Here is a 12,348-nt window from a genome sequence, read left to right as displayed (position 1 = left end):
AGAGTAGCGCATGCTACCGGACTTGTAGCATGCGCTCTAGGGATGTTCTGGCTTTGTCGGCGACAGCAGGCGGTACATAGATTTGTGGCTTCATCGTCTCCAGGCATTTCACCAGTTTTTTTAGATTATTAACTTTCATATTAGGACAAACAAGAAATTTGGTAGCAAAATGGAATTCTTTATCTGGACTATCCTTACGAAGCTGATATCCGGTACCATCTTCCGTTCCAACGATAAATTGCTTACGATCCGATTTCCGGCAATACTCCAGAATTGATGTAGTGCTGCCTACATAGTCACCCATGGCGACTACTTCAGGACGACACTCTGGATGAACTACAAATTCCGCATCTGGATATTTTGCTCTCATTTCTACTACATCTTTGACGGTCAACATGTCGTGAGTGTTGCAATAGCCTTCCCAAATAATCAGCTTCTTGCCCGTCTGATCTTGTACATATTGACCAAGATTCTTATCTGGGACCCAAATAATCTCTTCGGCGTCAAGGGATTCGATTACTTTCACAGCATTAGCAGAGGTACAACAAATATCGGTTTCTGCTTTAATCTCGGCGGACGAGTTGATATAAGTGACTACTTTAGCATTTGGATGTTGAGCTTTTAGCTTACGCAAACCGTCTACATTGACCATATCTGCCATTGGACAGCCTGCACGTTCATCAGGAATAAGGACGGTTTTGTTCGGGGCTAGAATTTTTGCACTTTCCCCCATGAAATGAACACCGCAGAATACAATAACTTCTGCATCTGTCTCTGCAGCCTTCTGAGCGAGTAAAAAAGAGTCGCCCCGGAAATCGGCAACCTCCTGAATTTCATCACGTTGATAATAATGAGCTAAAATGATTGCGTTTCGTTCCTTTTTAAGCTGTTCAAGACGTATACGAAGTTCTCGATTCTGTTCCTGCTTGCGCTCAAGCGCCAGAGCTTCCACCGATTGTTCTCCCCCTTAAATCCTCGCGGCTTTTCGCCGACATGATGTTATCAAATGGCATGCGCCATCATGGTGAAAAAATGAACATGCTGATATAAATAGTAAGTAATATTAATCACTAATGTACACAACGTTCCAGCCTCTGTCAATGTAACTGGACAGGCTTTAAGGCATAGAATCCCTTAAAAATTAAAATAAAAAATCCGGAGAACAGTTACGTTCTCCGGATAAATTTACATCATATGAATGGTGGACCCAATTAGGTAAGGCTAGTGCCCCCACCTTTGTTGTCATCACCGGAACCGTCATTACCCTCAGAATCAGGGTTATTCGGGATATCCTTCGACAGGTCAGGAAGTGTGGACTGTTCATCCTCAGGCTTGCCTTGAATGCGAACTCGCACATCACCGATATTGTCGATGACAGGCTCGCCAACTTCATGGGCAACACCTTCGCCACCCTCTGGTTTACCATCCTCGGAAAGGAATCCTTGTTCAATCAGTTGTGTGATCTGATCAAGCTCAAGTGTTTCTTTCTCAAGTAATGTATTGGCAATCAAGTGCATTTCTTTGGAGTGTTTGATCAACAGATCTTTACAACGTTCGTAACTCGAAGTAATAAAGTTCTGCATTTCCTGATCAATCTCATAAGCAATGGAGTCACTGTAATTCTGTTCATGCCCAATATCACGACCCAAGAATACTTGACCTTGAGAAGATCCGAACTGCATAGGTCCAAGCTTATCGCTCATACCGTACTCCATAATCATGGCACGCACGATGCGCGTAGCCTGTTGGAAGTCACTGTATGCACCCGTACCGATCTCACCAATAAACAATTCTTCAGCAACACGTCCACCAAGTAATCCAGTAACCTTATCCAAAAGCTCCTGCTTGGTAACGATCATCCGATCTTCCTTCGGAAGCATAATAACATATCCGCCTGCACGTCCGCGTGGGATAATAGTAACTTTATGCACCATATCGGCGTGCTCAAGGAAGTAACCTGCAATAGTATGGCCTGCTTCATGATAAGCTACAATACGTTTCTCGCGGTCACTGATCACACGGCTGCGTTTCTCAGTACCTACGATAACACGGTCAATAGCTTCATCCACTTCAATCATGGAAATATCTTTACGGTTACGACGTGCAGCTAGCAAAGCTGCCTCATTCAGCAGATTCTCCAGATCAGCACCTGTGAATCCGGTTGTGCGTTTAGCAACAACATCCAGTCTTACATCTTTCGTAAGCGGTTTGTTACGAGCGTGAACCTTAAGTACAGCTTCACGGCCTTTCACATCAGGACGGTCAACCGTAATTTGACGGTCAAAACGTCCTGGACGAAGCAATGCCGGATCAAGTATATCAGCGCGGTTAGTCGCCGCTACAATAATAATGCCTTCGTTACCACCGAATCCATCCATCTCAACCAGCAATTGGTTAAGCGTCTGTTCACGCTCGTCATGTCCGCCACCAAGACCGGCGCCACGCTGACGACCCACAGCATCAATTTCATCAATGAAGATAATACATGGAGCATTCTTCTTAGCATTCTCGAACAAATCACGTACCCGAGAAGCACCGACACCCACGAACATTTCCACAAAGTCAGAACCGGAAATACTAAAGAAAGGAACGCCAGCTTCCCCTGCTACCGCACGGGCAAGCAATGTTTTACCTGTTCCCGGAGGACCTACAAGCAATACGCCCTTAGGAATACGTGCGCCAACAGCTGCAAATTTGCGTGGATCTTTTAGGAACTCAACGACTTCGACAAGCTCTTGCTTCTCTTCGTCCGCCCCTGCTACATCCTCAAAGCTGATTTTCTTCTTCTCTTCATTATATAACCGAGCCTTGCTCTTGCCGAAATTCATGACTTTACCGCCGCCACCTTGCGCCTGGTTAAACAGGAAGAAGAACAAGATGAACATAATTACCAGTGGGATAATTGAAGAAAGGAATGTCAGCCAAATGCTGGTACCTTCCATTTTCTTCTGAGTTAATTCAATCCCATTAACATCACTGGCTTGAATCAGTTCATTGATAGCGGCATCTGTAGGAGGAATATATGTGGAGAAGCTTTTCGATTTAGTATCGGCAGGCAGCTCTCTATACTCGCCTGTGACCAGAAAGGCATTACCCTCAAACTGAACCGTCAAATCCTTCACATTGTTGTTCTTGATCTCCTGCCGTAACTCGTCGTATCTAGGGAAATCGGCGGCTTCATTTCCATTGCTCACAAACTGGACAATACCCACCACGACTAAAAATAAAATCAAATAAAAACCAGAATTCCGGATGAACCGATTCATCCCCTACCTCCTCTCACAACACTCAAGTTATTGTACCATAGCCTCTTGGGACACCTCAAATAAAGGAAGTTGTGGGTATCCGATCCGTATGATCGAGGCAGTCCTTAGTTCAATTGGAATAAATCTCAGGTTTCAGTACTCCAACATATGGGAGGTTCCGATACCGCTCGGCATAATCCAATCCGTAACCTACTACAAATTCGTCAGGTAACACGAAGCCTGTGTAGCTGGCTTCAAGATTAACAGTGCGGCCTGATGGTTTATCAAACAAGGTAACCACAGAGATAGTAGCAGCATTCCGGTTGCGGAGCAACTCAATTAAATAGCTGAGTGTAAGACCACTGTCAATAATATCTTCAACGATCAAGATATCGCGGCCTTCTACCGATACATCCAAATCCTTAATAATTTTGACTACTCCAGAGGACTTGGTGGATGCTCCATAGCTGGACACTGCCATGAAATCCATCTCAACAGGTACTGTAATGGCTTTAACCAAATCTGCCATAAATATAAACGCACCTTTTAGTACACAAATTACTAAAGGGGTACGACCTGCGTATTCTTCGCTCAGTGTTCGACCGAGCTCCTTAATTTTCTGCTGAAGTTCCTCTTCGGTGATTAATACTTCTTGAATATCGTTTTGCAACTTGCGAAACCTCCTAAGTTATACTATGAAAGACTTACTTCGACCATTACGTGACTTCGTGGTCATCCAGCTCTGCCAGAGACAATAGAAGTACGGAGGTCGTGTGCCGCCCTACTGCGGCATGCATCGAGCGTCTTACGCCCGGAATCCAGACGATATTGCCCAAACCATCACAAACGAGGGGAATCAATGACCGTTCGGAAGCAGGTATTTTATCATCAATATAAATATCTTTTACCTTTTTGCTTCCGTTTAATCCCATGATCCTTATGGTATCTCCAGGCAATCGGGATCGTATCGTCAGTGGAAAGACCAGTTCATCACGGTCAAACCAAGCCGACATCTTCCCATAATCCTCCCCCTGTACAAAAAAGTTTTCTCTCTCCAGTACCGCCATCGACATCACCTTACCTATTTCCTCCAATTTAAGCTCAGAGTCCGGTAAAAACAGACGATATGTATAGCTTGCCTGTGGCGTCGTGGGCTTGGACGAGAACAAGATACTATCATATTGCCGCATACAAGTCAGGCCTCCACCCAAATCCAAGCTCCAGGTGGTGGGATAGCTCTGCAGCGTTCCCCGACGTACAGCTTCAATCTTGGGGAAATCAAGGGCAGATAAATCCGCCGACAGATAATTTAATATTAGTTTAATCAAACGCCGTTGTAAAGCGGAGGGTATGGCAGCAAATGAAGCTCTGTTAAAGGTGTATTTCCCATCCCCTTCCGAAACTAGCTCTTCAAAGCATTTTGCCGCAGACGTCTCCATATACTCATCTTCAGCTCCCGCAATTTCCGCAAGCTGTACGAGGGATTGCCTCACTCTGCCATTATACTTTTCCAGAAAAGGAAGAACTTCCAAACGAATGGCATTCCGCTTGTATTTCGTCAGCAGATTGGTGGCATCCTCAGCATAAGTAAAACCTTCATTTTGGCATAACCCTAAAAGTGCTGTTTTGTTAATACGTAGGAATGGGCGAATGAGTTCCACCTTTTTTTCTGTTCTTTTCCACTTGATACCCGACAGTCCAGATAAGCCACTTCCGCGTAATAGACGCATAATTACAGTTTCTGCCTGATCATCAGCATGATGAGCCAGAGCAACAGAACGCGCCCCATATCGGTGTGCCGTATCAATCAGAAATTCATACCGCTTCTCACGTGCAGTACCCTCAGGACCAAGTCCACTCTCTTTAGCCAAGGAGGGAATATCGAATTCCGCAAACTCAAAGGGCAATCCCAATTCTTCAGCCATACCACGTACGAGCTCTGCCTCTTCCTTCGACTCCGGCCTAAATCCATGATTCACATGAGCACATATTAAGGTAAGCGGTATAAATTTTAAAGATATTTCATGTAAAACATGCAAAAGAGCCACAGAATCCGGGCCGCCGGAAACTGCGACTACAATGGTGTCATGGGGCGCCCACAGCTCATGCTCGGCTGCTGACTCCAATACAGACTCCACCAGTCCATTCATTTGCTCCATATGCGCCCCCCTCTCTCTCCAACTATATGTATGAGTTCAAAAACGGAATACCCAATAAATCGTAAAGGCGAGCAAAAACAAAGACAATGCGAATGCATTTTTTAACCACCGCGGGGTGTCCATACTATCCGGGCGCTTTCTGCGCGAGTTATAAATATGGTTTCGCCAGACCTCAGTAGCATCCGCAGAGCCTGAGAACCCCCCTTTTAACGCCATACAAATCCAGGAGGATAGTTTCTTGTTGGGTAAATTTCTAGCCAGCTTAAATAATTCGTCCACACTTCTCGTCTGCGGCAGCTGTAAGGCTGCCTTTTTGAGCCCTTCTTCATTGAGCAAACGAAGACACAGCACAGCAAATGCGAAAAGATCGTAACCCTCATCGCTGATTCGACTGCCCGCATTCCAGAAACCACGATCATGCCATTCGGTAAACTGCTTCACGCTACGACCAATAGGGCTTGTGCCCCCAAAGTCGATCAGCTCGACTTCGCCGTACTTTGATACCATGACGTTCTCGGGCTTCAAATCACCGAACACAAATCCACATTCATGCAGTGTGCGCAGCTTTTCAAGCAGACCAAGACCTACCAGGCCTAACCAATCGGGACCGTTTTTCGATAAAAAATGATGCAGCGGTTTGCCTTCAACATACCTCATCACATAGAAGGGGATATTATCCCCATTCGCAAAATCATCCGCTTCCAAAAAATAAGAAGACAATGGATTCTCACGACGAGCCCGATGTTCATTCCGCTTTCGTCGCGATTGCAGCGAGGTCAGTACATTGATCTCCGATTGAAGTTCAAGTGTATCGTATCCGATTTTTAGCGCGTACCTTTCCCGTCTGCCTTCTCTTTGCACAAGATATACGGTTCCGTTCGCGCCCCTTCCCAGCATCCGCTCAACGACATAACGGTTACCCCGCCATTTGCCGTTAATTAAGGTACCAGTAGGATAGGACGGATTAGACGACATACCCACCAATCATCCCTTCTCTTTCGTCGTGGTCATCGCTTAGTCGGCGTCCACGATGTTCATCCAGTGTATCATAACGATAATGTTCAAGCACCTTGAAAATAGCTGGGCCAGTCGGTGTTGCGCCTCTCATGTGTAATTTAGAGAATAGCGTACGAATACCTGACATGTCATGCGTCCAATCCAGGTCAAGCTTGGCATCTTCACTGCTGTTATTTCCGGGAAAATGAAACACAGCGATCTCACTCTTGCCTTCCCGTGCTTCTAAACTGAGTGCCAAATCGCGGATTGCATCTTCCACAGCACCCAGTTTAGGCTTCATACTGGCACTGGCATCGATAAGAAGTGCAATGCGCAGAGGCGTTGTTTCTGTCAGTTCATCTACAACTGTAACAACCTGTGAACGTTGAACAGGAGGCAGCTGATCCAGTGAGCCGTCGCCTAGTATCTTTTTTACCTCTTTATTAACCGCCTGCTGGATCGTCTGAACCACGGTCTTGCGTGTCATCATCTGAATCGTCTGCGCCAGTTGTGGTGTTCCGACTATTCGGCTAAGGCCTCCCCCGGCCTTGGCAATGTCAGCAATCTCCCGGCTGCCGATTTCACCGATCGTTCCATAATCAACTACACCGACCACATTTACGGTGATTCCCTCCTGCAGGGCATGCGCCGCTGCCAACACCGGACTTTCTCCTACATTCGAACAACCGTCAGTAATGAGCATAATTTGCTTCATAACCCTCAACTCCCCCTTTGTTTGAACCTCTGTTTCTAGCATATCCAGAAATGAGAGATTTCAAACGGTCGATATTAAGTGTGGGAATTTCGATCAAATAGGGGGTAGTGAATAGGGGAACTGCGAGAAATGTTTGGGCTTTCGATCGCTGTTGTCCTCAGATTCCTTGATTAGAACCGCCTCTCGCGGTTGGAATCCGAGGACAAAGGCGAACGCTCCGCTTCTACAGCTCCAAACTTTCTCTCCGTTCCATACCTTCACTAGTAAACAGTTTAGATCTACAGATTCCGTCCCAAGTCAGCCGACCATTGAAACGAGAATAGTAGAGGCCGGCGAGTTACACATCACGGACTCGCCTCGACTGCCTCCATTAGCACGACGCCTTACGCGTGCTACAAACTCACAAGAAACACGACGCTTCGCGCGTGCCCCCAAGCAGCACTATATCTTGCGCGTGCCTTAAACTATACAAGCAACACGACGCTTCGCGCGTGCCCAACATTAAAACCTACTAAACCTAAAATAACTAACTTACCGTACGCGGGCGCTCCATACGACCGATGCCCGGCATATGCAGGCTGGACCATTCCGGATGGAAATGATCAAGACGGCTGACGACAATAGTCATGTCATCAAGGATCTCATTGCCCTGATAACGGATTACTTTCTCCAACAGGCTATCCGCTAAATCTTGAGGATCATCACCCTCAAGCTCTTGGATCATCCGTTTCATCCATATCTCCTTATTAACGGCATATCCAGGCGCATCATAAATACCATCGGTCATCATAATTAAAATATCGCCGGGGCGAAGCTGCATACTGATTAGATCCACATCAATATCTTTAATGATTCCTATAGGCAGATTGCTAGAGGTTATTGGAATGACCTCACTCCCCCTCCGGATGAAGCTTGGTGCTGAAGCAATCTTCATAAACGTTGTCTGCGCAGAATATTGATCGATTAAAGCCATGTCGACAGTAGCATAGAATTCATCAGGGGAGCGTAATAAAAGAATTGAGTTGACCGACTTTACAGCCAGCTTCTCATCCATTCCGGATTGCAGCAGCTTTTCTAACATGCCGAGTGCGGCACTGCTCTCCATCCTTGCCCGTTCACCATTCCCCATACCATCACTAATGGATACTGCAAAAGTGCCATTTCCAAGCTCTACGGTGCTGAAGCTATCGCCAGACAGCATATCCCCACCTTTTGAAACAACTGCCACACCCGTGTTTACCTCAAAGGCTTTGGCTGAACCAAAGGTAACCATTGAGAGTCCTTCCCGGGGATGAACCGCCGTCTCACTCATGACAGCAATATTCTCATCCAGAATGTCGGAGAGGAGTGGGGCAATCATTTTACGGCATTCATCAAAACCGCGATTATAAGCGTGCACTACTTCTATTTCTACGCGTCCTGGGTCCAGACTTAAAATTTCAATGCCATGAATAGACAGTCCCAATTTCTCAAGAGCCTCGCGGATTTGCGCTTCCTGCCGATACATGGCCTGTCCCTCGCGCTTAATTTCCTTGGCCAAGTCTTCCATAACCTGTGACACGCCTGACAACTGCTCGGCAACAAATTGGCGACTATCGTATATTTGTCTTTTCCACCGCATATCATGTTGGTAGAGATCATATTGTCCCTTCATGACCTCAAGCACTTCTCCGGTTTTGCCACAAATACGGCTCCATTCCGGTGGCAGCTGAGCAGCCGTAATATCAGGGCATTCCTCAACAGTTGTCATCATATCTGTCATGTATCTATATGTCTGATAGAATTTTGCATCCCAGCAGTGGGTACGGCGAATGCAGCCAGCGCAGGCGCCTTCTGTGACCGTATTCATAAAATCTTCCATTTCACGATCCGATTTGCCCACTTCTCCGGCACGTGGAATCTGACCAAAGCTACTGGAGAGCTGTTGGAATACCTGTGAGAATTGAGTGACCCGTTCTGCAGTCAGATCCCTGACCCTGCGGGCATATTCATGTTGAGATCGGCTATGATCTGACGTGCCCGGTACATATTTTGCAATCGCTGATATCATCGCCTTAGGCGTTAATAGAAACAGCACTACTGCTGCGCAGGTCTCCCATGTTGAGGCCATCATATCACCCGGACCCGTAAAATAGACGGAAAGGATCGTTGATCCCAGCAGCATGCCGATAGATACCGCACCCTTTCGCCCACCCTGCATCATTCCCGCTAGCATTCCGGAAAAAGCAAGCAGGCTCATCTGATAGATAGCACTGATATCAGCCAAACTGAGGATCAACCCCGTCACTACCCCAACAGCTGCACCGAGCGGAGCGCCTCCTGCCATAGCAAAGAGCAAAATTAAATAACGAGACAATATATGTTCTAATGACCAACCATTAAGTGTCCAGCCCACAAGGCCTGTCATTACGGAGGCTAACAGAATAATAAGGCATAAAATCTCCTCGTTCCTCAGCGATCTGCTCTTTTGTTTGTAAGTTAGTAGAGGAAGTGCCTGAATGAACACAAGCGTAAGTACAAACCCGAGTAAAGCATCTAAAGTAGTCATCATAAAAGGGTACCAGGAAAGAGACGGTCCGAGAACAATCTTGAACAGGCCAACCATAAACGAAGATACGAAGACCATAAGGGGTGCATAGGACAAATCTATTCGTTCGAAACTTTCAAGCCCTCTATAAACAAGAAAAAAGATAATCAGTTCAGCCGTAGTAACCAAGGCGCCCGGAAACGGAGTGAAGAGACTTCCAGCTATAATAGCACCCGCTACAGGTAACATAGAGTCTCGACGCATAAACACAATGACGGCAAAATATGCGACAGCAAAAGGGGACAGCTCGTCCAGAATCATAGCTCTACCTAGCAGAAACCCCATAAAGCTTAACAGAAGCATCCACTTCTTCGCTGTAATAAGCTGAATATATCGCTGCTTCTGACCCCAAGCTATAATACGCGTGCCTAAGGCTTGTCTCTGCTTCTTATCTTCGCTTCCCACTCTTGTCCACTCTGGCAAATTCACCACATTGCTTTTACTCATTTCCCTACACCACCCGTTTAAGAATTTATGGTTCTCATTATATAGCGGGTCATTTGAGAAAGTTTGTCAGAAATGGAGGGACAGTCATAAGAAATTTCCGACAAAAAAGCCTTTGTTCATTATTCCTAAAAAAATAGATCGATCCCTTGCGGCGCAGTAGGTTGCTTCTCCTTAAGCTTGTTTCCAGTGCAGTTTTAGGCGCAAGCCTGGCGGTCATTCGCCAGCGATTGCCCTAGAGTTATGTGAGAATGACATGGATGCTGTCGGCAAGTTTATATGACACGACAAAAAAACCGCAAGGGCGAAATGCCCTTGCGGTTATTTATGATGTACAGGTATTGGATTATACGCGTTTGGCTCCACGGCCTCCGCGCTTTCCTTCTGTGTTCTTCTTAATCGAAGATATCCGTTCTTCGCTGTCTTTCAGGAATCGCGACATTTTATCCTCGAATGAAGGTTTACCGGCTGCAGGCTTAAATGGACGCCCACCCCGTTCACGATTGAATCCACCGCCGCCTCCACCACTGCCGCCACCGCCGCCGAAACGGTCTCCGCCGCTAGGACGTTCTGGTCTTGGAGCTCTAGGCGGACGTACTTCCGATGCTGGCTTGTCAACAGCCTGCTTGATGGAAAGTCCGATCTTGCCGTCCTTATCGACGTTGATCACCTTGACGGTTACTACATCACTAATCTTCAGATGATCGTTAACATCCTTGACGTAATTATCGGCGATTTCCGAGATGTGAACGAGACCTGTGACACCTCCTGACAGATCCACAAATGCTCCGAAATGCGTGATGCCTGTCACTTTGCCTTCTAACTTGGTGCCCACTTCAATTGCCATAGAATAAAATGATCCTCCCTTAAAAATATACAGACGAATATTAAGGTCATCCTGTCTGCGGTGATTTGATTATACAGTAAAGAGCAAAGCAAGGCAACAGAGTAAAAGCCTCTTTTAGCCAGTATTATTGCTCTGATTGCTCTGTTCGAATAGGAGTTTCCCCTTGAGGATAGATATTGTACCATTTACGCGCTAATTGGCCAATATACTCATCATCATTAAGTCTGGACACTTCATATTTCAGTTGATTCAAAGATGCTGTGACACTCTCACTAGTCTTTTGTTTCTTGGCGAGTTGCTCGCCCTTGTCCGTAATTGCCGCACTTTGATTGAAGTAAGTATAACCCGCCCAGCCAAAAAATACTGCCACAAAGAGAATCCACATAACTCTTCTTCTCTTCGCGCCTGCGGCCGAATTTTTGCTGGGATTACTTTTCTCTTCCGCAGTGAATCTGTTCATGCAGCGTACCCCCTAATTCAAAGGTCAGCGTTTCCGCCATTTGGTAATCCATCCAGTAATCTTCACGATCCAGGCGCTATGCTTAAGCCGAGATAACCATGGAGAAATCCACCTTACTGGTAATACCCAAATTGGCTTCGTTAGACGCAGCAGAAGCTTAAGGATGAATAATAGAATACGACCTAGCAGCAATAGCAACCCTATAATAAGGCGCCAAAGCCAGCGAAGAGGTTTACCTATTAGAATCTCCACAAGTCTCCATAGCAATCTGCACATATACTGAACCGATTGAATTAACATTAACACAAAACGCCGCACCGTAACACTGAAGATCAAAAAATAGATCCATATTCCTAGAAATAAACCTAAAAAGACATAAAATCGCAATTGCCCCTGATTTCCGGCATAGAGCATTCTAAAAACAAACAAAGCAGCACAAAGCCAATACAGCAGGTCAAGCATGGCATTCAGCCATTTGGGAAAATTGAACTTGAGCGACAGCACCCGGTAGCTGTCATAGGCCAGTCCCATTGTCACCCCGGCCAATATCATGTAGAACAGCGTCAGCCACTGAACTGCAGGATTCATTTAAATAGCTTACCGAGTAGACCTTTATTTTTGCCCTGCGATCCGGGATCTAGATAAATCAGGGAATGTACATTGCCCTCCAAGGACAACAGTCCATTCTCCAGACTTAAATTTTTGATATGTAAATGATTCCCGCGAATGGTGAGATGGCCGAGTTCTGTACGAAGCAAAAATTCCTCGCTATCAAAGCTCTCCACATTTTGCACGCCCGTCAACTCTAGCTGTTTACGACTGCGCATGTGCAGATCATGCTGTTTATTTACCTTTCCTGGCTCGATCATAGCATGTACCCCTCCTTCTTACCTCT

The 12,348-nt window shown here is 46.1% G+C and carries 11 protein-coding genes; all 11 read right to left on the bottom strand.

Annotation, left to right across the window (positions count from 1 at the left end; translation table 11 throughout):
• Positions 1 to 13 precede the first annotated feature (13 nt).
• Positions 14 to 952, bottom strand: a complete 939-nt coding sequence (gene nadA, locus NST40_RS00345; RefSeq protein WP_036678753.1) for a quinolinate synthase NadA — start codon at positions 950 to 952, stop codon at positions 14 to 16.
• Between the two features lie 259 nt (positions 953 to 1,211).
• A complete protein-coding gene (gene ftsH, locus NST40_RS00340; RefSeq protein WP_036678755.1) occupies positions 1,212 to 3,266 on the bottom strand; it encodes an ATP-dependent zinc metalloprotease FtsH in 2,055 nt (684 codons plus the stop codon).
• 109 nt (positions 3,267 to 3,375) lie between these two features.
• A complete protein-coding gene (hpt, locus tag NST40_RS00335; RefSeq protein ID WP_036678757.1) occupies positions 3,376 to 3,915 on the bottom strand; it encodes a hypoxanthine phosphoribosyltransferase in 540 nt (179 codons plus the stop codon).
• Between the two features lie 46 nt (positions 3,916 to 3,961).
• The gene (gene tilS, locus NST40_RS00330) at positions 3,962 to 5,404 is read right to left on the bottom strand and encodes a tRNA lysidine(34) synthetase TilS (protein ID WP_076219481.1); all 1,443 of its coding nucleotides are present in this window, start codon (positions 5,402 to 5,404) and stop codon (positions 3,962 to 3,964) included.
• A gap of 36 nt (positions 5,405 to 5,440) precedes the next feature.
• Positions 5,441 to 6,385: a serine/threonine protein kinase gene (locus NST40_RS00325; protein WP_094902328.1), complete on the bottom strand. Its 945-nt coding sequence runs from the start codon at positions 6,383 to 6,385 to the stop codon at positions 5,441 to 5,443.
• Positions 6,369 to 7,115, bottom strand: coding sequence for a VWA domain-containing protein (locus NST40_RS00320; protein ID WP_038568031.1), 747 nt, complete (start codon positions 7,113 to 7,115; stop codon positions 6,369 to 6,371). The genes NST40_RS00325 and NST40_RS00320 overlap by 17 nt, the downstream gene beginning before the upstream one ends.
• Before the next feature lie 526 nt (positions 7,116 to 7,641).
• Positions 7,642 to 10,149: a stage II sporulation protein E gene (gene spoIIE, locus NST40_RS00315; RefSeq protein ID WP_076277926.1), complete on the bottom strand. Its 2,508-nt coding sequence runs from the start codon at positions 10,147 to 10,149 to the stop codon at positions 7,642 to 7,644.
• Positions 10,150 to 10,492: 343 nt separating this feature from the next.
• On the bottom strand, positions 10,493 to 10,993 hold the full coding sequence (locus tag NST40_RS00310) for a S1 domain-containing RNA-binding protein (protein WP_036678766.1): 501 nt from the start codon (positions 10,991 to 10,993) through the stop codon (positions 10,493 to 10,495).
• A gap of 124 nt (positions 10,994 to 11,117) precedes the next feature.
• On the bottom strand, positions 11,118 to 11,453 hold the full coding sequence (locus NST40_RS00305) for a septum formation initiator family protein (protein WP_076130075.1): 336 nt from the start codon (positions 11,451 to 11,453) through the stop codon (positions 11,118 to 11,120).
• A 24-nt stretch (positions 11,454 to 11,477) separates the two neighbouring features.
• Positions 11,478 to 12,041: a spore cortex biosynthesis protein YabQ gene (yabQ, locus tag NST40_RS00300; protein ID WP_076277927.1), complete on the bottom strand. Its 564-nt coding sequence runs from the start codon at positions 12,039 to 12,041 to the stop codon at positions 11,478 to 11,480.
• Positions 12,038 to 12,322 carry a sporulation protein YabP gene (gene yabP / locus NST40_RS00295; protein WP_036678773.1) on the bottom strand — a complete coding sequence of 95 codons (285 nt, stop codon included), beginning with the start codon at positions 12,320 to 12,322 and terminating at the stop codon, positions 12,038 to 12,040. The genes yabQ and yabP overlap by 4 nt, the downstream gene beginning before the upstream one ends.
• Positions 12,323 to 12,348 lie beyond the last annotated feature (26 nt).

Origin of the sequence: Paenibacillus sp. FSL R10-2778 (genome assembly GCF_038593035.1) — a bacterium.
Lineage (GTDB): Bacteria > Bacillota > Bacilli > Paenibacillales > Paenibacillaceae > Paenibacillus_AQ > Paenibacillus_AQ odorifer.
The sequence above is the reverse complement of the archived record's forward strand: the minus strand, read 5'-3'. Positions and strand labels throughout refer to the sequence as shown.

Excerpts from the sequence above, each read along its gene's own strand:
- NST40_RS00310 (WP_036678766.1), bottom strand. The coding sequence starts at position 10,993 with ATGGCAATTGAAGTGGGCACCAAGTTAGAAGGCAAAGTGACAGGCATC.
- NST40_RS00320 (WP_038568031.1), bottom strand. The coding sequence starts at position 7,115 with ATGAAGCAAATTATGCTCATTACTGACGGTTGTTCGAATGTAGGAGAA.
- yabQ (WP_076277927.1), bottom strand. The coding sequence starts at position 12,041 with ATGAATCCTGCAGTTCAGTGGCTGACGCTGTTCTACATGATATTGGCC.
- tilS (WP_076219481.1), bottom strand. The coding sequence starts at position 5,404 with ATGGAGCAAATGAATGGACTGGTGGAGTCTGTATTGGAGTCAGCAGCC.
- spoIIE (WP_076277926.1), bottom strand. The coding sequence starts at position 10,149 with ATGAGTAAAAGCAATGTGGTGAATTTGCCAGAGTGGACAAGAGTGGGA.
- yabP (WP_036678773.1), bottom strand. The coding sequence starts at position 12,322 with ATGATCGAGCCAGGAAAGGTAAATAAACAGCATGATCTGCACATGCGC.
- ftsH (WP_036678755.1), bottom strand. The coding sequence starts at position 3,266 with ATGAATCGGTTCATCCGGAATTCTGGTTTTTATTTGATTTTATTTTTA.
- NST40_RS00305 (WP_076130075.1), bottom strand. The coding sequence starts at position 11,453 with ATGAACAGATTCACTGCGGAAGAGAAAAGTAATCCCAGCAAAAATTCG.